Annotated in this window: 19 protein-coding genes and 1 pseudogene; 3 read left to right on the top strand and 17 right to left on the bottom strand. The window is 72.3% G+C overall.

Annotated elements, in window-relative coordinates:
- The 11 genes and pseudogenes from AB0N14_RS14235 to AB0N14_RS14185 all read right to left on the bottom strand — a co-directional run.
- Nucleotides 1–149, bottom strand: a pseudogene (locus AB0N14_RS14235) (IS701 family transposase); the annotation flags it as partial.
- Nucleotides 150–265: 116 nt separating this feature from the next.
- On the bottom strand, nucleotides 266–475 hold the full coding sequence (locus tag AB0N14_RS14230) for a hypothetical protein (protein WP_366025936.1): 210 nt from the start codon (nucleotides 473–475) through the stop codon (nucleotides 266–268).
- Nucleotides 472–729, bottom strand: a complete 258-nt coding sequence (locus AB0N14_RS14225; RefSeq protein WP_366025935.1) for a hypothetical protein — start codon at nucleotides 727–729, stop codon at nucleotides 472–474. The genes AB0N14_RS14230 and AB0N14_RS14225 overlap by 4 nt, the downstream gene beginning before the upstream one ends.
- A 10-nt stretch (nucleotides 730–739) precedes the next feature.
- Nucleotides 740–1,132: a DUF4326 domain-containing protein gene (locus AB0N14_RS14220; RefSeq protein WP_366025934.1), complete on the bottom strand. Its 393-nt coding sequence runs from the start codon at nucleotides 1,130–1,132 to the stop codon at nucleotides 740–742.
- Between the two features lie 31 nt (nucleotides 1,133–1,163).
- Nucleotides 1,164–1,946, bottom strand: a complete 783-nt coding sequence (locus AB0N14_RS14215; RefSeq protein WP_366025933.1) for an SGNH/GDSL hydrolase family protein — start codon at nucleotides 1,944–1,946, stop codon at nucleotides 1,164–1,166.
- 194 nt (nucleotides 1,947–2,140) lie between these two features.
- Nucleotides 2,141–3,154: a hemolysin family protein gene (locus AB0N14_RS14210; protein WP_366025932.1), complete on the bottom strand. Its 1,014-nt coding sequence runs from the start codon at nucleotides 3,152–3,154 to the stop codon at nucleotides 2,141–2,143.
- Nucleotides 3,151–4,476, bottom strand: a complete 1,326-nt coding sequence (locus AB0N14_RS14205; RefSeq protein ID WP_366025931.1) for a hemolysin family protein — start codon at nucleotides 4,474–4,476, stop codon at nucleotides 3,151–3,153. Before AB0N14_RS14205 ends, AB0N14_RS14210 begins: the two co-directional genes overlap by 4 nt.
- A gap of 177 nt (nucleotides 4,477–4,653) precedes the next feature.
- Entirely contained in the window at nucleotides 4,654–5,079 is a 426-nt protein-coding gene (locus AB0N14_RS14200) for a GNAT family N-acetyltransferase (protein ID WP_366025929.1), read from the bottom strand.
- Nucleotides 5,080–5,177: 98 nt separating this feature from the next.
- A complete protein-coding gene (locus tag AB0N14_RS14195) occupies nucleotides 5,178–6,068 on the bottom strand; it encodes an LLM class F420-dependent oxidoreductase (RefSeq protein WP_366025928.1) in 891 nt (296 codons plus the stop codon).
- A gap of 46 nt (nucleotides 6,069–6,114) precedes the next feature.
- Nucleotides 6,115–8,688: an ABC transporter permease gene (locus tag AB0N14_RS14190; protein ID WP_366025927.1), complete on the bottom strand. Its 2,574-nt coding sequence runs from the start codon at nucleotides 8,686–8,688 to the stop codon at nucleotides 6,115–6,117.
- Nucleotides 8,689–8,709: 21 nt separating this feature from the next.
- Nucleotides 8,710–9,519, bottom strand: coding sequence for an ABC transporter ATP-binding protein (locus AB0N14_RS14185; protein ID WP_366025926.1), 810 nt, complete (start codon nucleotides 9,517–9,519; stop codon nucleotides 8,710–8,712).
- A gap of 157 nt (nucleotides 9,520–9,676) precedes the next feature.
- Here AB0N14_RS14185 and AB0N14_RS14180 point away from each other — a divergent pair, with 157 nt between their 5' ends.
- Both AB0N14_RS14180 and AB0N14_RS14175 read left to right on the top strand, forming a co-directional pair.
- Nucleotides 9,677–9,928 carry a toxin-antitoxin system HicB family antitoxin gene (locus tag AB0N14_RS14180; protein ID WP_366025925.1) on the top strand — a complete coding sequence of 84 codons (252 nt, stop codon included), beginning with the start codon at nucleotides 9,677–9,679 and terminating at the stop codon, nucleotides 9,926–9,928.
- A gap of 3 nt (nucleotides 9,929–9,931) precedes the next feature.
- Nucleotides 9,932–10,306, top strand: a complete 375-nt coding sequence (locus tag AB0N14_RS14175) for a fic family toxin-antitoxin system, toxin component (RefSeq protein ID WP_366025924.1) — start codon at nucleotides 9,932–9,934, stop codon at nucleotides 10,304–10,306.
- A gap of 3 nt (nucleotides 10,307–10,309) precedes the next feature.
- Here AB0N14_RS14175 and AB0N14_RS14170 read toward each other — a convergent pair whose 3' ends face one another.
- From AB0N14_RS14170 to bioB, 4 genes are all read right to left on the bottom strand, one after another.
- Nucleotides 10,310–10,996 carry a class I SAM-dependent methyltransferase gene (locus AB0N14_RS14170; protein ID WP_366025923.1) on the bottom strand — a complete coding sequence of 229 codons (687 nt, stop codon included), beginning with the start codon at nucleotides 10,994–10,996 and terminating at the stop codon, nucleotides 10,310–10,312.
- A 156-nt stretch (nucleotides 10,997–11,152) separates the two neighbouring features.
- Complete coding sequence (bioD, locus tag AB0N14_RS14165) at nucleotides 11,153–11,869, bottom strand: dethiobiotin synthase (protein WP_366025922.1); 717 nt, start codon at nucleotides 11,867–11,869, stop codon at nucleotides 11,153–11,155.
- A gap of 1 nt (nucleotide 11,870) precedes the next feature.
- Nucleotides 11,871–13,151 carry an adenosylmethionine--8-amino-7-oxononanoate transaminase gene (locus tag AB0N14_RS14160; protein ID WP_366025921.1) on the bottom strand — a complete coding sequence of 427 codons (1,281 nt, stop codon included), beginning with the start codon at nucleotides 13,149–13,151 and terminating at the stop codon, nucleotides 11,871–11,873.
- Complete coding sequence (gene bioB / locus AB0N14_RS14155) at nucleotides 13,144–14,334, bottom strand: biotin synthase BioB (RefSeq protein WP_366025920.1); 1,191 nt, start codon at nucleotides 14,332–14,334, stop codon at nucleotides 13,144–13,146. Before bioB ends, AB0N14_RS14160 begins: the two co-directional genes overlap by 8 nt.
- 146 nt (nucleotides 14,335–14,480) lie before the next feature.
- Between bioB and AB0N14_RS14150 the strand changes: the two genes are divergently transcribed.
- Nucleotides 14,481–15,608, top strand: coding sequence for an 8-amino-7-oxononanoate synthase (locus AB0N14_RS14150; RefSeq protein ID WP_366025919.1), 1,128 nt, complete (start codon nucleotides 14,481–14,483; stop codon nucleotides 15,606–15,608).
- A 151-nt stretch (nucleotides 15,609–15,759) separates the two neighbouring features.
- On the opposite strand, the gene AB0N14_RS14145 is transcribed toward AB0N14_RS14150, so the two are convergent.
- Nucleotides 15,760–15,978: a DUF397 domain-containing protein gene (locus tag AB0N14_RS14145; protein ID WP_200422102.1), complete on the bottom strand. Its 219-nt coding sequence runs from the start codon at nucleotides 15,976–15,978 to the stop codon at nucleotides 15,760–15,762.
- A 9-nt stretch (nucleotides 15,979–15,987) separates the two neighbouring features.
- Nucleotides 15,988–16,848: a helix-turn-helix transcriptional regulator gene (locus AB0N14_RS14140; RefSeq protein ID WP_366025918.1), complete on the bottom strand. Its 861-nt coding sequence runs from the start codon at nucleotides 16,846–16,848 to the stop codon at nucleotides 15,988–15,990.
- Nucleotides 16,849–17,025 lie beyond the last annotated feature (177 nt).

Raw genomic sequence — 17,025 nt, 5'->3', positions numbered from 1 at the left:
AGGAAGGCGTGGGCGAGCATCGCGAGGGTGACCCAGCGGACCCAGGAGGGGTAGCGGCGGACCTGATGCTCATCGAGGCCGGCCAGCCCTTTCTCACTCTGGAACGTCTCCTCCACCCGCCACCTGGACCCGGCGACCTTCACCAAGGTGCCCGCGGCGTGCTCATTCGGGCTCCTCGTCGGTGACCGGCGGCCAGTCCGGCTCGAGGAACGGGCGCGGCGACAACCAGAACGGCGTGTCTCTTCGTCCATCGGGGCCTCCTTCCTCAGCTTCCGGTGATGTGGTCGAGGAACCAGACGGCGAACGCGCCCCACGCGACCGCGAAGCAGGCCCGGCCGGCGGGCGTGGAGACACGGCACCAGGCGCGGGTGCGCGCCGACAACGTGTCCTCGCAGCGCCCGCCGCGGGGAGCCGCCGCCTCGAGTACGCAGCCTGCGGCGAGCAGCCCGCCCCACGCCACGTCGGCCCGGGTCACTTTCCCGCCGCCTGCCACACGGTGACGACGATGGCGACCACGCCCGTGAGCGCGCCGATCGACGGGAGCGGCCAGCGGTTCCGTTCGAGGGCGTCGAGCCGCTTCTCGAAGTCGTCCAGGGTCTTGTCGGTTTGGTCGCCGCGCTGGACAAGCAGGGCCAGCTGCCCGTCCACGCGCGTGAACCCGGTCTCGCAGGTGCCGCGAAAAAGGCGTTCCAGTTCCAGGGCGACGTTCACCGACTCCGGCGGCGTCACACTCCGCCCCTCAGTGCACCGACTCCCGGCGAGGTGGCCTGCTCGAGGGCCGGTGCGATCCCCGACGGCTCTTGTCCGCGACCTCGGCCAGGATGTCCGCGTGGCACAGCTCGGGCGCGCACCAGCACGCGAGGGTCTTGGCGCGCAGCTCGGGGACCTGGGCCAGCAGGTCCGGACGGCCCATGAGGTAGTCCCGGTACTTGGCCATCACCTCCTCCCGGGTCCCGTCGTGCTTCTTCTTGGGCGTGTCGATCTGGAAAGGGTTGTACAGCGGGTGCTGAGGGAGGTCCCAGCCGCCCCGGGTGAGGCGGCGGCCGACGTAGACCACGTTCCTGGGCGCGTGTTCCAGCCGGGGACCGTACTCCTGAAGGCGGCCCTTGAGGTTGATCACCTCGGTGGTCACGGGCGACTCCCTCCGGTGCGGTCCGTACTTTTTACACGGCCGGGCCCTCGTACGGCAGCAGTTCCGGACGCTTGGCCGGGCGGCCGTCGCCCGAGGAGCGGCCGGTCAGCCGCCGCCCTATCCACGGCAGCAGATGCTGCCGGGTGAAGCGGACGTCCGCGGTCCGGCGGGCGACCCAGGTCGGCGGCGCGGTCGGGGGCGGCGCTGTGCGCCACTCGGTATCCTCCGCCTCGTACCCGAGCGTCTGCCACACGGCTTCCGCCACCCGGTGGTGCCCCTCTGCCGTCAGGTGCAACCGGTCCACGTCCCACAGGCGCGGGTCGGCGAGCGACGGTGCGCCGTACAGGTCGACGACGAGCGCGCCGTGCCGTGCGGCGAGGTCGTCGACGCAGGCGAACAGCTCCTCCATACGGGGCCGGAAGCGCTCGAGGACCGGGCCCTGCCGGCCGGGGCTGCGCATCAGGACGAGCTGTTTGCACGACGGGGCGAGCCGCTCCACGGCTTCCGTCAGCAGCGCCCGTACGCGCCCCATGTCGCACTTGGGCCGCAGCGTGTCGTTGAGCCCGCCGACCAGCGTGACCACGTCGGCCCCCATCGCCGCGGCGAGGTCGACCTGCTCGTCGACGATCTGTGCGATCAGCTTGCCGCGCACGGCGAGGTTGGCATATCGGAATCCGGGGGTCCGTGCGGCCATCCGGCCCGCGAGGACATCGGCCCAGCCGCGGTAGGAGCCGTCGGGCAACAGGTCCGACATGCCCTCGGTGAAGGAGTCGCCGACGGCGACCAGGCTGGAGTAGGTGGGGTTCGTCTGCATGGCGCCGTAGATGCTATCCCGGCCGTCCCCACTCCATACCCACCGGTCGGTCAGCCTGCGCCGGGCCGCTCGTCGCATGCCCGCCCGCCGCCCCGGCGCAGGCGGCGGCGAAGTCCTTGCGGTGCCCGGGGGTGCTCCCGGGCCCGCTCGCGACGGACGCACCGGCGTCAGGCCGGCCGACGGAGTGCCCGGGGTCAGGCCGGCTGGCCGAACAGCTGGCGCAGCACGTCCTCCATCGTCATCAGGCCCGCGAGGCGGCCGTCCGTGCCCAGGACCGCGGCCAGGTGGGTGCGGCTGCGGCGCATGGCCGTGAGGACGTCGTCCAGCGGGGTGGTCTCGCGCACCCGGGCGATCGGCCGCATGTCCCGCAGCCGGAACGGCGCGTCCCGTGGTGAGGCGTCCAGGGCGTCCTTGACATGGAGATAGCCGACGATCCGCCGGCCCTCGTCCACCACCGGGAAGCGCGAGAAGCCGGACTGGGCGGACAGCTGCTCCAGCTGTTCCGGAGTGACGCCCACGCGCGCGTAGACGACGTGCTCCAGCGGCACCACCACGTCGCGTACGGGCCGTCGGCCGAGGACCAGCGCGTCGTGCAGCCGCTCCTGCGCACGGTCGTCGATGAGCCCCGCCGCGCTGGAGTCCTTGACGAGCCGTGCCAGTTCGTCGTCCGAGAACGTGGCCGCGATCTCGTCCCGCGTCTGCACCCGTAGCAGCCGCAGCAGCGCGTTCGCGAACGCGTTCACGGTGAAGATGACCGGGCGCAGCGCCCGGGACATGCCCACCAGCGGCGGGCCGAGCAGCAGCGCCAGCCGCACCGGCTCCGCGAGCGCGATGTTCTTCGGCACCATCTCGCCGAGCAGCATGTGCAGATACGTGGCCAGCGCCAGCGCGATCACGAACGAGACCGCACGCCCCGCGCTCTGGGGCACACCCGCCGCGTGGAACACCGGCTCCAGCAGATGCTCGATCGCCGGCTCGGCGACCACACCGAGGACCAGGGTGCACAGGGTGATGCCGAGCTGCGCCGCGGCGAGCAGCGCCGACACGTGCTCCAGCCCCCACAGCACGCTGCGTGCCCGTCGCTCGCCCGCCTCGGCGCGCGGCTCCACCTGGCTGCGCCGCACGGAGATCAACGCGAACTCGGCGCCCACGAAGAACGCGTTCGCGACCAGCGTCAACAGACCGATCAGCAACTGGACGACGGTCACCGTTCCCCCTCCTCAAGGGTGCGCGGCGCGTGCATGAGCACCCGCGCGGCCCTGTGGCCCGATGCGTCCACCACGTCCAGCCGCCAGCCGGCCACCTCGATTCGGTCACCCTTGACCGGTATGCGCCCCAGTTCCGTGGCGACGAGTCCGGCCAGCGTCTCGTACGGCCCCTCCGGCACCCGGAGCCCCACGCGCGCGAGCTGGTCGACGCGGGTCGAGCCGTCGGCCGAGTACAGGGGCCGGCCGACGGCGTCGAGCCCGGCCGGCGCCAGGTCGGGCGTCTCGTGCGGATCGTGCTCGTCGCGCACCTCGCCGACGACCTCCTCGACGATGTCCTCCAGCGTGGCGACCCCGGCGGTGCCGCCGTACTCGTCGATGACCACGGCGATCGTGTTCTTGCCGGAGAGCCGGTCCAGCAGCCGGTCGACGGTGAGGGATTCGGGAACCAGCAGCGGTTCGCGTATCAGCTGTGCGACGGACCGCAGCGGCCGCTCCTCGGCGGGCACGGTGAGGATGTCCTTGATATGGGCGGTGCCGATGACCGAGTCCAGGCTGCCGCGGTAGACGGGGAACCGTGACAGGCCCGTCGCGCGCGTCGCGTTCGCCACGTCCTCGCAGGTCGCCTGCGCGTCCAGGGCGACGACCTGGACGCGCGGGGTCATCACGTTCTCCGCGGTCAGGTCGGCGAGGTTCAGGGTGCGGACGAACAGCTCGGCGGTGTCCGCCTCCAGAGCGCCCTGTCTCGCGGAGTGCCGGGCGAGCGCCACCAGTTCCTGGGGGCCGCGGGCGGAGGCCAGCTCCTCGGCCGGCTCGAGGCCGAAGCGGCGCACCACGCGGTTGGCCGTGTTGTTCAGATGCGTGATGAAGGGGCGGAACGCGCGGCTGAACCAGCGCTGCGGCCCGCCCACCCGCTTGGCGACGGCCAGCGGCGAGGAGATCGCCCAGTTCTTCGGCACCAGCTCGCCGACCACCATCAGGAACACCGTCGACAGGGCCGTGCCGATGACCAGGGCCACGGTCGGGGCCGCCGAGCGGGGCACGCCCAGTGCCTCGAGGGGGCCGGCGATCAGCTTGGCGATCGACGGCTCGGAGAGCATGCCGACCACCAGGTTGGTGACCGTGATCCCGAGCTGCGCACCGGAGAGCTGGAACGTCAGGTTCCGTACGGCCTTGAGGGCGCCCGCCGCACCGCGCTCACCGCGCCGTGCGGCATGCTCCAGCTCGCTGCGCTCGACCGTGGTGAGGGAGAACTCCGCCGCGACGAAGACACCGCAGGCCACCGAGAGCAGGACCGCCACCAGCAGGAGGAGCACTTCGGTCATCGTCGGGTCACCTCCGTCCCAGGATCGGCCAGGGGCGCGGCGACCGCGCGATCTCGGGTACTGGGAGGCTCGCCCATGGACGGACGCTCACACCTTTCATGGTGGGACGGGTTCACCCCGACAGGGGGGCAGCTTGGCCCCTCCATGGTAAAAGATCGGCAAAGTAGCTCCTGTGGGTCAGTCGGTGAGCGGCTTGACCCACCTCCGCCAGTGCTCCTCGGGCGCGTACCCGGCCGCCCGCCACGCATGGTGCGCGGTCTCGTTGCGCTGCAGCACCATCGCGTCCCCGCGGCGCCCCCCGAGCCGTACGAACCGCTCCTCCGCCGCGGACAGCAGCGCCGAACCGATGCCCTGCCGCCGTCGCTCCGGATGCACCGCGAGCCGGTACAGATGGCAGCGCCAGCCGTCGAAGCCCGCGATCACCGTGCCGACCAGCCGGCCGTCCTCCTCCGCGAGGATCAGGGCCTCCGGGTCGCGGTCGACGAGCCGCTGCACCCCGTCCCGGTCGTCGCTGATGCTCGTGCCCTCCGCGGCCGCCTTCCAGAAGGCCAGCACGGTGTCCAGGTCCTCGGGCCCGGCGGCCCGTATCCGCAGATCACTCATGCCGTGATCCGAGCACGCCGCCGACAGGCAGATCCGGGAATTCCGGCATGCGGACGGAAGGGGGCACGGGACGGAGGGCGCGGGCCGCCCCCGAACGGCTACGCGCCGCGCAGCGCCTCGACGACCGGTGCGAACGCCTCCATCGACGGCTCCAGGACGGTCAGGTACGTGAAGCCGTACCGTTCGCGCTGCGCCCGTATCTGCTCGACGATCTGCTCCAGCGTGCCGATCAGGAAGATGGGCAGTTCCAGGGCCTGTTCCGGCGTCAGGTTCGGCAGGTGCTCCAGCAGGGGGCGCACGGCGGCCTGGCGGTCCTCGGTGACGACGACCCTCTGGATGAGCACGTTCAGCTCGGCGGGCTCGCCGCGGCCCGCCGCGAGCTTGCGGTACAGGCCCACGCGCTCGTCGAGCTGCTCGGCCGTGATCGGCTCCAGCTGTCCCGTCGTGCTCCCCGGCACCGAGCGCGCCCCCGTGAAGGCGGCGATGTCGGCGTGCTCGGCGGTGAGCTTCAGCATCCGGTCGCCGTTGGCGCCGATCAACAGCGGCACCCGCGGTCGCTGTACGGGCCGCGGCCGGTGGTCGTCGGAGCCCAGCAGCCGGTCCAACTCCTCCACCGTGCGTCGCAGGTGGTCCACGCGCTCACGCGGCGAGCCGTACGGCAGTCCCGCCTGCTCGTGCTCCGCCCGGACGTAGCCGGTGCCGAGCCCCAGCTCCAGCCGGCCACCGGTCAGCGCGTCCGTCGTCGCCGCCTCGCGGGCCAGCAGCACCGGGTTCCAGAAGCCGGCGTTGAGCACGAACGTCCCCACCCGCGGGCGTTCGGTCGCCTCCGCCGCCGCGACCAGCGCCGGGAAAGGAGCCGGCCAGCCGAGGTGGTCCGGGACGAGGATGACGTCGTAGCCGAATTCCTCCGCCCGCCGGCACTTGGCGCGCCACTCCGCGGCCGGTGCGGGCTCGAGCATGTTGACGCCGAAACGGAACGGACGTGGCATGAACTCTCCTCGTCTCCGAGCGACTTGAGTACCCCACGCGATTCCATCACTCGTGCGCGATCGCCGCCAGCACATTCATGCGCGACGCACGCAGCGCCGGCAGCAGCGCCGCCATCACCCCCACGACCGCAGAACCCACCATGACGGCGACGATGGTGCCCCACGGGATCGCCAGCGCCTTCATGCCCTGCAGCGCCAGTACCCGCTGTGTGCACAGACCCCACACGATCCCCAGTGCCAGCCCGAGGACGGCGCCGAACACCGCGATCACCACCGACTCCAGCCGGATCATGCGCCGCAACTGCCTCCGGGCCAGTCCGATCGCGCGCAGCAGGCCGATCTCCCGGGTGCGCTCGACGACGGACAGGGCCAGGGTGTTGACGACCCCGAGCACCGCGATGACGATCGCGAGGCCCAGCAGCGCGTAGACCAGGTAGAGCAGCACCGCGATCTGGTTGTGCACCAGCTTCTTGTAGTCGGCCTGGTCGCGGGCCTGGACCTGCGGGTAGGGGGCGAGGGTCTTCTCCAGCCGGGCGCGCAGCCGGTCCTTGGAGGTGCCGGGTGCCGCGTTCACGAAGAGTGCCGTGTCCTGCCCCTGCGGCACGTACCTCTGGAGCGTCCCCATGCCGAAGAACAGCCCGCCGCGGGTACTGAAGTTGTTCGAACCGGCCTGGTTGGTGAGCGCGCCCACCCTCAGATCGGTGCGGCGCTCGTCCGGGAACCGGACCGGGACCGTGGAGCCGAGGCGGACGCCGTGGTCCTTGGCGAACGCCGCGTCCATGGCGAGGGCGCCGTCCGCGAGCGCGGTGGCCGAGCCGCCCCGGACGTAGGTGAGGTGGGCGACCTCGTCGAGCCGCCGGTCGAAGGCCGTGGCCGAGGTCTCGATCCGGGTGCCGTCCGGCAGCACGATCGCCACGGGCGTGTACCGCTGCCGCACGACGAGCCCGGCACCCTCCGTGGCACGGACCCGGTCGGTGATCTCCTGGGGGAAGGGCTCGGGGCTTCCCGATCTGCTCTGCACGACGAAGTCCGCGCCCAGCGTCTTGTCGATCTGCTGGTCGAACGACCTGGACATGGACGTGCTCGCCACCGACATCCCGGCCACCAGCGCGAGCCCGACCATCAGGGCGGAGGCGGTGGCCCCGGTGCGGCGCGGATTGCGCAGGGCGTTGCGCTGGCTCATCCGGCCGATCGAGCCGAAAACGGCGGGGAACGCGGCCCCGAGCACCCGGATCAGCGGACGCACCAGCAGCGGTCCCGCGATCACGGTCGCGACGAGCGTGAGCACCACACCGATGCCGAGCAGCGTGGTGGCGGGCGCGGTCCTGGTCGCCCGGGCGCAGCCCGCCAGCGCGGCCACGCCGAGCGCGCCGACCATCGCCCCCGCCACCGCGCGCAGCGTCAACGGCCGGCCCATACCGGCGACCTCGGCGTCCACGAGGGCCGCCATGGGGGAGACGCGGGCCGCGCGCCGGGCCGGGAGGTAGGCGGCGACGAAGGTGACGCCGACCCCGACCGCGTACGCGGCGACGGGAGTGACCCAGCCGATCACCATCTCGGTGGACCTGATGTTCATGCCGAACACGCTCATCAGCCGGATCAGCCCGGCCGCGAGCCCGATCCCCGCGGCCAGCCCGAGCGTCGAGCCGACCAGGCCGAGCAGCAGCGCCTCGGTCAGCACGGAGCGGCGCACCTGCCGCCGCTCGGCGCCCAGGGCGCGCAGCAGCCCCAGCTCGCGGGTGCGCTGGGCGATCAGCATCGAGAACGTGTTGACGATGAGGAACACGCCCACGAGCACGGCGATCCCGGCGAAGCCCACCATCACGTACTTGATCACGTCGAGGAACGCGCCGAGCCGGTCGGTGTCGGACTTGGCCTGTTCGGCCGCGGTCCTCAGGTCGTACGAGGTCGAGCCGATCGCGTCGGCGACCCGTTGCTTGAGCCGTGCGTCGCTCACGCCCGGTGCCGCGTCGACGGAGATGCTCGTGGCCACGTCCGGGCGGCCCAGCAGCCTGGTCTGCGCGGTCGGGGTGTCCAGGAAGACCAGGGCGGCGCCCGGGTTGGTGGTGGTGAAGGTGGCGATCCCGGCCACGCGCACCTTGAACGACCCGGGACGGGCGACCACCGTCAGCGTGTCGCCGATCCGCACGTGCTTGTGCCGGGCGGTGTCCGCGTCCAGCAGCGCCTCGCCGGGACCCTGCGGGGCGTGCCCGGACGTGAGCCGGACCGGGCTGTGTTCGGTGACGGACCAGTTCCTGGCGATGGTGGGCGCGCCGGTGGTCGGACCCACCGGATCGTTCGTCCGGTCGACGACCGTGATGTCCTGGACGGCGACGTCGGCATGCGCGGCGGCGACGCCGTCCACCCGGGCCACCCGGGCGGCAAGCGAGGCCGGAAGGGTCGGCGTCGCCCCGGACGGGATCCGGGACGGCAGATCCTGGCGGGGGCTCACGGTCACGTCGGCCGCCGTGGAGGCGAACAGCCGGTCGAAGGTCCGGGAGACCGTGTCCGAGAAGATCAGGCTGCCCGCGACGAACGCCACCGACAGGAGCACGGCCAGCGCGGAGAGCGCGAGCCGTCCCTTGTGCGCGAGGAAGCTGCGCAGCGTCGCCTTCAGCATGATCGCACCGGTCCGATGTCCTCAGTTCTCGCGGCCGGACGCGCCGTCGAAGACCGCCCGGACCGTGTCGAAACGCTTCATGCGCTCCAGCACGGCCTCGGCCGTCGGCCGCTCCATCTCGTCAACGATCCGCCCGTCCGCCAGGAACAGCACCAGATCGGAGTGGGCCGCCGCGCCCGGATCATGCGTGACCATGACGACGGTCTGCCCCAGTTCGTCCACGGCCCTGCGCAGGAACCCCAGCACCTCGAGCCCCGCCCGGGAGTCCAGGTTGCCCGTCGGCTCGTCCGCGAAGATCAGCTCGGGGCGGGAGGCGAGCGCCCGGGCGCAGGCGACGCGCTGCTGCTGCCCGCCGGACAGCTGGGAGGGCCGGTGCCCGAGCCGGTCCCGCAGCCCCAGCGTGTCGATCACCTGGTCGAGCCACTCCGGGTCGGGCTTCCTGCCCGCGATGTCCATGGGCAGCGTGATGTTCTCGGCCGCGTTCAGCGTCGGGATCAGATTGAACGACTGGAACATAAAACCGATCCGGTCCCGGCGCAGCCGGGTCAGCTCGCGGTCCTTCAGGCCCGTGATCTCGGTGTCGCCGAGCCACACCTGGCCCGCCGACACGGTGTCGAGGCCCGCCAGGCAGTGCATCAGCGTGGACTTCCCGGAGCCGGAGGGACCCATCACCGCGGTGAAGCGGCCGCGCGCGATGTCCACGTCGACCGAGTCCAGGGCGAGCACCGCCGTCTCACCCGAGCCGTACGCCTTCGTCAGGCCCCGGGCGCGGGCGGCGATCCCGTCCGCCTCCGCGCGGCCCGGGGCGTGCTCCGCTTCAGCAGTGGACAAGACGGCCTCCTTCGTCGTGGACGTCCCGACATTCTGGTCTTCCCCGTCCCGGCCGAGCGTAATGTGATGCACCGCACACCGGGTAACCCGCAGGCCCGGACCGGTCACCCCGGTCGCCCTCTTGCCGGTGCTAGCAACCCGGCGCTAGCGTCGAGGTATGGCGAAGACCCAGCTGAACGTGAGGGTGGACGAGGACACCGCCCGAGCCGCCCGCGAACGTGCCCTGGAGCGCGGTATGAGCGTCAACCGGTACATCGAAGAGCTGGTGCGACAGGACACCGGGGAGGCAGGCCACACGTTCGTCGAGGCCGCCGCCGACTTCATGAAGCAGTACGAGTCCGTCTTCGCCGAGGAGTTCGGCACCGGTCGCGAGGGCTCGCCCGAGCACCCCGGCGAAGGTCGTCGCTGACCGTTGAGCCACCTCAGAATCGACCTCGCCTGGCTGCTGATGGTCGCCGAACAGAAGACGCCCGGAGATCCCCAGGTCACGGACTGGGGCGCGCTCGTCGCCGCGGTCAGCCGGCACGACGCGGACATATTCGGCGTCGCCGTCTACGACACCCCGCACGCCCGCGCCGCCGCCCTGCTCCAGCTGCTGCTGCACGTCCCGGCGCTGGAGCGCTCCAACGCGCTGTTCGCCTGCGCGGTGGCCTACGCCTACCTCGCCGCCAGCGGCGTCAAGGTCGTCACCTCACCGGAACAGGTGCGGGATCTGGCCCGGCTGGTCAAGAGCGGGGACCCCTCCGTGCACGACATCGCGCAGGAGCTGCGCCAGTGGAGCCTGTGACGGCTACTCCGGGAGGCCGGGCCGCCAGGCGGTGCCCAGCACGCAGTACGAGGTGGGCAGGGAGGGCCCCTTCTCCGGCATCAGCAGCCGCCGGTACGGGCCCAGTTCGAAACCGGCGGCGCGCAGGGCCGCCACCGGGTCCCGGGAGAGGTGGCAGCCGCCGCTGAGCGGTGGCCACACCGTGCGGTCCAGGGCCCGCTGCGCGTACCGCATCACGGGCCCGCCGCCCGCGCCGTGCTCGTAGAACCGCAGGGTGCCGCCGGGCCGCAGCACCCTGCGCACCTCGCCGAGGGCCCGGGACACGTCCCGCACGCTGCACAGCACCAACGACAGGACCGCCGCGTCGAAGGCCTCGCTCTTGACCGGCAGCGCCTCCGCCGCTCCCGGCACCACGTCCACCGGGACGTCGGCACGCAGGGCCGCCTCGACCGCCCTGTGCCGCAGCAGCCGCTCGGGTTCGATCGCGACGACCTCGGAGACGGTGCCCGGGTAGTGGGCGAAGTTCAGGCCGTTGCCGGCGCCGATCTCGATGACCCGGCCGGAGAGCCCGGCGAGCAACCGGTCCCGTACGGCCCCCAGGCCGAGGCGCGTCTCGGCGGCGACGCTGAGCCGGGCGTAGGAGCGGGCGAAGATCGGATGGTGCACGGAGTCCCGCGGCACCGCGCGGGAGCGGACGGACCGCAGCGGCATGGAGCACCTCCCGGACAGGACGGGCGTCAACCGCATTCTGCCCCGCGCACGTCCCGCGCATCCGCGCCGCACGGACCCTCCTTCATGCCGGCCGGTCACGGAGCGACGCCGACGCGAGCGCCTCCTCGCCCCGCGGACCCGAGGCGCTGCCGGCCTCTACGGCGCGAACCTCGACGCGAAGCTCCCGGCGTCCCACGTCCCGCCCAGTCGTGGAGCCAGCCAGTCGGCGGCCTCGGCCAGGAAGGCGGCGGGTGCACGGGACCCGGCCCCCGCGGGCAGCGCGCCGAGCAGCGGGGCTTCGGTCACCGTCGGAAGGTCCGCCAGGTTGCAGCGGGAGGCGAGGTCCGGGGACTTCGGCCAGCTGCCGATGACCACGCCCGCCGGCTCCAGCTGCCGGCACCGCATTTCACGTACCGTCAGCTCCGTCGCGTTCAGCGTGCCGAGGCCCGCCGACGCCACCACCAGCACGGGCGCCCCCAGCAGCCGTGCCGCGTCCGCCAGGGTGCCGCCCTCGTCGTCGAACCGTACGAGCAGCCCGCCGGCCCCCTCCACGAGGACCAGGTCGTGCTCGGCGGCCAGTTTCGCGGCGGCCTCCGCCACCTCGTGCGGCCGCACGGGCGCCATCCCGGCCCGCCGGGCGGCCGTCGCGGGCGCCAAAGGCTCGGGGTAGCGGGCCAGTTCACGCGTCGTCACGGGCCCCGAGAGCCGGGCCACCTCGTCGGCGTCCCCGCGCTCGTCCGGCCGTACCCCCGTCTGCGCGGGCTTGAGCACCGCCACGGACCGCCCGGCGGCGACTGCCACCGCGGCGACGGCGGCCGTCGTGACCGTCTTGCCGATCTCCGTGCCGGTCCCCGTGATCACCAGTACCGTCATGTCACCCTTCCCGTGCCGCCGCGCACACCGCGCGCGCGATCCGTGCCACGTCCGCGTCCCCGGTCACATACGGCGGCATCGTGTAGACGAGATTCCGGAACGGCCGCAGCCACACGCCCTCGCGCACCGCGGCCCGGGTCGCCGCCGCCATGTCCACCTCGTGGTCGAGCTGCACGACCCCGATGGCGCCGAGCACCCGCACATCCCGCACCCCCGGCAGGTCCGCCGCCTCGGCGAGTCCCTCCCTGAGGCCCGTCTCGATCCGCTTGACCTCCGACCGCCAGTCCTGGCCGAGCAGCAGGTCCACCGAGGCGCACGCCACGGCGGCCGCCAGCGGGTTGCCCATGAACGTGGGCCCGTGCGCGAGCACCGGCACCTCGCCCCGCGAGATACCGTCGGCCACCCGAGGCGTGCACAGCGTCGCCGCCATCGTCAGGTAACCACCGGTCAGCGCCTTGCCGACGCACATCACATCCGGTGTCACCGCCGCGTGCTCCGCCGCGAACAGCGCGCCGGTACGCCCGAACCCGGTGGCGATCTCGTCGAACACCAGCAGCACGTCGTGCGCGTCGCACACCTGGCGCAGCACCCGCAGATACGCGGGGGAGTGGAACCGCATCCCGCCCGCTCCCTGCACCACCGGCTCCACGATCACCGCGGCCAGCTCGGTCGCGTACCGTTCCACCAGGGCGCTCAGATGCTCCGCGTAAGCCTCCTCGTACTCCGCCGGCGGCGCGTCGGCGAACACCTGGCGGGGCAGCACGCCCTGCCACAGCTCGTGCATCCCGCCCTCGGGGTCGCACACGGACATCGGCTGCCAGGTGTCGCCGTGGTAGCCACCGCGCCAGGTCATCAGGCGCCGCTTGTCCGGGCGGCCGAGCGAGCGCCAGTACTGCAGGCACATCTTGACCGCGACCTCGACCGACACCGACCCGGAGTCCGCGAGGAACACATGCTCCAGACCCTCGGGCGCGATGTCGACCAGGAGCTTCGCCAGCCGGACGGCGGACTCGTGGGTGAGCCCGCCGAACATCACATGGCTCATCCGCGCCAGCTGCTCGCGCGCGGCCTCGTTGAGCACCGGGTGGTTGTAGCCGTGGATCGCCGACCACCAGGACGACATCCCGTCGACCAGCTCTCCCGAGCCGTCCGCGAGCCGCAGCCGGACCCCGCTCGCCGACTCCACGACGAGCGGCTCCTGCCGTCCCGGCATGGGACCGTACGGATGCCAGACGTGCTGCCGGTCCAGCGCCAGCAGCACGTCCACGGGCAGGTCAGGCATTGGGCGCGAGATCCGTTCCGGCACCGCGGCGTCGTACGGCGACCAGGTCCGTACGGGGCTCGTCGGCGGACGGCACCGCGGCGGAACCGCACACACCGCCGCCCTCATGGGACCCGCACCCGCCGCCCTCATGGGAGCCGCATCCGGCGCTCTCTTGCGAGCCGCATCCGCTCGTAGCGGCCCGGTGCCCGGGCAGGGTCACCTGGTCCGTGCCCTCCACCTCGAACCCGGCGTCCGCGATCATCTCCAGGTCCGCCTTGCCCGCCTGGCCCTCGCTGGTGAGGTAGTCGCCCAGGAAGATGGAGTTGGCCAGATGCAGGGCGAGCGGCTGCAGCGTACGGAGGTGGACCTCGCGGCCGCCCGCGATGCGCACCTCGACGTCCGGGCACACGAACCGCACCATCGCGAGGATCCGCAGGCACCGCTGCGGCGTCAGGTTCCACTCCTTCGCGAGCGGGGTGCCCTCGAACGGGATCAGGAAGTTCACCGGAACGGAGTCCGGGTCCAGCGCGCGCAGCGCGAAGACCACGTCGACCAGGTCCTCGTCGCTCTCGCCCATGCCCGCGATGAGACCGGAACAGGCCGACAGGCCGGCGGCGTGTGCCTTCTGCACCGTCTCCACCCGGTCGGCGTAGGTGTGCGTGGTGGTGATGTCCCCGTACGTCCCCTCGGAGGTGTTCAGGTTGTGGTTGTAGGCGTCGGCGCCCGCCGCGCGCAGCCGTTCGGCCTGGCCGTCGGAGAGCAGGCCGAGGCAGGCGCACACCTCGACGCCCTCGTTCTGCTCCTTGATCGTCTTGATGGTGTCGGAGACCCGCTCCACGTCCCGGTCGGTGGGCCCGCGACCGCTGGCGACGAGGCACACCCGCTTGGCGCCGCCCGCGACACCGGCCGCGGCGGCCCGGGAGGCCTGGTCCGGCTTCAGCCAGGTGTACTTGAGGATGTCCGCCTTCGAGCCGAGCCGCTGGGAGCAGTAGGAGCAGTCCTCGGGGCACAGGCCGGACTTGAGGTTGACGAGATAGTTGAGTTTCACCCGTCGGCCGAACCAGTGGCGGCGCACCTTGCCGGCCGCGGCCACCACATCGAGCACGTCGTCGTCGGAAGTGGCGAGAACGGCGAGAGCCTCCTCGCGGGTCGGCGGCTCGCGCCGCAACCCCTTGTCCACCAGCGTGTTCAGCAGGTCCATGAGAGCCGATCCTGTCCTACGGGACCGCCTCGGGCCAAGGAGAGTTTGCACAACAGAGACGGTTCGACGTGTGGGTATTGCCACATCCTGGGCGGCCGGTCGTCCCGTTAGGGTCTGTGCACTGCCTACAAAACCGCGGAGGAGCCATGGCGTTCGGCTGGATCGACGAGCAGGCACAGGCACGCCGCCGGGCCGGACTGGTCCGCACCCTGCGCCCCCGCGCCGCCGACTCCCCGCTCCTGGACCTCGCGAGCAACGACTACCTGGGCCTCGCCCGCCACCCGGAGGTCATCGAGGGCGCCGCGGAGGCGGCCCGGCGGTGGGGCGGCGGTTCGACCGGCTCGCGGCTCGTCACCGGCACCACCGAGCTGCACGGCGAGCTGGAACGCGAACTGGCGGAGTTCTGCGGCTTCGAGGCGGCCCTCGTCTTGTCCTCCGGGTACGCGGCCAACCTCGCGGCTGTCACCGCGCTCGCCCCGCACGGCTCCCTGATCGTCTCGGACGCGGGCAACCACGCCTCGCTCATCGACGGCTGCCGGCTGGCGCGCGGCACCACCCAGGTCGTCGCGCACGCCGACCCCGACGCCGTGCGCAAGGCCCTCGGCACCCATGAAGGGCCCGCGGTCGCGGTGTCCGACACGGTCTTCTCGGTGGACGGCGACGCGGCACCGCTGGCCGAACTGGTGTCCGCCTGCCGCGCTCACGGCGCCGGGCTGGTCGTCGACGACGCGCACGGACTCGGCGTCCTCGGGTCCGGCGGCCGGGGCGCCCCGCACGCGGCCGGGCTCGCGGGCGCGCCGGACGTGGTGGCGACGGTGACGCTGTCGAAGTCGCTGGGCAGCCAGGGCGGCGCCGTCCTCGGACCGGCGCATGTGATCGACCATCTGGTCAACGCGGCCCGGACGTTCATCTTCGACACCGGGCTCGCCCCGGCCGCGGCGGGCGCGGCACTCGCGGCGCTGCGTCTGCTGCGCCGTGAGCCGGAGCGCGCCGAGCGGGCCCGCACGGTGGCGGCGGCCCTGCACACCCGTCTCACGGCCGAGGGCCATGAGACGGTGCGTCCGGACGCCGCCGTGGTCTCCGTGCGGGCCCCCTCCCCGGAGCAGGCCGTACGGTGGGCGGCCGACTGCCGGGCGGCCGGGGTCGTCGTCGGCTGCTTCCGCCCGCCATCCGTGCCGGACGGCATCTCACGGCTGCGGCTGACCGCCCGTGCGGATCTCACCGACGGGCAGGTCGAGCACGCCGTACGGGTGATCGGCGAGACGCGACCGTGAGTCGGCGGGACGGCCGTGCATCGCGCGTCACGGGGACCTGACCCGTACGCCGTCGTACGGAGGCGGTCCCACGGAAGTGCCCTTGGCGGAGCGACTCGGAATGTGGCTCGAAATCGGCTCACTCACCGCCGATTTCCGCCGATGGACGTGGTCAGTTCAGCCCTTTCAGGAACTCCTTCCACGCTTCGGGGCTGAACGTCAGGGCCGGTCCGGTCACCTTCTTGGAGTCGCGTACGGCCACCCGTCCGGCCCAGGGACCGGGGCCCGGGCGGGCGGTCTCGACACAGTTGTTCATTCCCGTACTACGGCTGCTGCGCAACCACCGCACACCGTCGAGACAGGTGCTGGAAGGGATGTGGGGGGCTGACATGTTGCCTCCTTACGCGTCGCCGGCCAACGCGGCGATGTAATCCAACGATTCCTCGGGCGAAAGGGCGTGGATCTGAAGGGACGTGAAGGCCTCGCTGTAGGCCTGGAGGTCTTCTTTCCGCTCGAGATAGAGGCTACTCGTCAAGTGGTCGAGAACGACTACATCCAGATCGGATCTGCTCGGAAATGAGAAGATAACGAAAGGTCCGGTGATGCCGATGTGGGCCCCGGCGGTGAACGGCAGGACCTGGAGCCGTACTTGGGGCAGCCGGGCCGCCTCCAGCAGGCGCCTCAGCTGCCGCGCCATGACCCCCGGCCCGCCGATCTCCCGCCGCAGCACCGCCTCGTCCAGGACCGCGCTCAGTTCCAGCGGCGGATCCGCGCGCAGCACGTCCTGGCGGGCCAGCCGCACCTCCACCAGGGCGTCCAGCTTGGCGTCCTCCAGGGTGCCGACAGCGGCCCGGGTCACGGCCCGGGCGTACTCGGGCGTCTGCAGCAGGCCCGGCACCACGGAGGTCTCCAGGGTGCGCATGCCGCTCGCCTGGGACTCCAGGCTGATGAAATCCCGGTAGGTCGGCGGCAGCACCCCGCGGTAGGCGTGCCACCAGTTCTGCCGGCCACCGCCCTCCTCCGAGCCCGCCAGCGCCAGCAGCAGGTCCCGCAACTCGGGATCCTGGACGTCGTACGCGTCCAGCAGCAGGCGTACGTCCGCCGGCTTGACCCCGCTGGAGCCCGTCTCGATCCGGCTCACCTTCGACTGGTGCCAGCCGACGAGGCCGGCAGCCTCCCCGCTCGTGAGCCCCGCCCGGGCGCGCAGGGCGCGCAATTCGGCGCCGAGCTTGCGGCGGCGCACCGCTGGTCCGTACTGCATGGCCGACTCCTTCCGCACGGCGCGCGGTTTCAGGGCGAGACGGTAGAGGATGAGCCCGAGCGCACCCCGAACTCGCTCGGTCGTCGCAGAGTTCACCGCTTCGAGCGACAGATATATGCATATCTCGGGGGATCGGGCCCGACAGGGCCCAGGTGGTGGCAGTCTGGCGCGCAGCAC

Source organism: Streptomyces sp. NPDC051104 (assembly GCF_040682835.1).
In the GTDB taxonomy this organism is placed as follows: domain Bacteria; phylum Actinomycetota; class Actinomycetes; order Streptomycetales; family Streptomycetaceae; genus Streptomyces; species Streptomyces cynarae.
Note: the sequence above shows the minus strand (reverse complement) of the source record. Positions and strands in the feature narration are given on the sequence as shown.

Coding starts and splice junctions, on each gene's coding strand:
- AB0N14_RS14215 (WP_366025933.1), bottom strand. CDS start 1,946: ATGCAGACGAACCCCACCTACTCCAGCCTGGTCGCCGTCGGCGACTCC.
- AB0N14_RS14205 (WP_366025931.1), bottom strand. CDS start 4,476: ATGACCGAAGTGCTCCTCCTGCTGGTGGCGGTCCTGCTCTCGGTGGCC.
- AB0N14_RS14200 (WP_366025929.1), bottom strand. CDS start 5,079: ATGAGTGATCTGCGGATACGGGCCGCCGGGCCCGAGGACCTGGACACC.
- AB0N14_RS14195 (WP_366025928.1), bottom strand. CDS start 6,068: ATGCCACGTCCGTTCCGTTTCGGCGTCAACATGCTCGAGCCCGCACCG.
- AB0N14_RS14190 (WP_366025927.1), bottom strand. CDS start 8,688: ATGCTGAAGGCGACGCTGCGCAGCTTCCTCGCGCACAAGGGACGGCTC.
- AB0N14_RS14180 (WP_366025925.1), top strand. CDS start 9,677: ATGGCGAAGACCCAGCTGAACGTGAGGGTGGACGAGGACACCGCCCGA.
- AB0N14_RS14170 (WP_366025923.1), bottom strand. CDS start 10,996: ATGCCGCTGCGGTCCGTCCGCTCCCGCGCGGTGCCGCGGGACTCCGTG.
- bioD (WP_366025922.1), bottom strand. CDS start 11,869: ATGACGGTACTGGTGATCACGGGGACCGGCACGGAGATCGGCAAGACG.
- AB0N14_RS14160 (WP_366025921.1), bottom strand. CDS start 13,151: ATGCCTGACCTGCCCGTGGACGTGCTGCTGGCGCTGGACCGGCAGCAC.
- bioB (WP_366025920.1), bottom strand. CDS start 14,334: ATGGACCTGCTGAACACGCTGGTGGACAAGGGGTTGCGGCGCGAGCCG.
- AB0N14_RS14150 (WP_366025919.1), top strand. CDS start 14,481: ATGGCGTTCGGCTGGATCGACGAGCAGGCACAGGCACGCCGCCGGGCC.
- AB0N14_RS14145 (WP_200422102.1), bottom strand. CDS start 15,978: ATGTCAGCCCCCCACATCCCTTCCAGCACCTGTCTCGACGGTGTGCGG.
- AB0N14_RS14140 (WP_366025918.1), bottom strand. CDS start 16,848: ATGCAGTACGGACCAGCGGTGCGCCGCCGCAAGCTCGGCGCCGAATTG.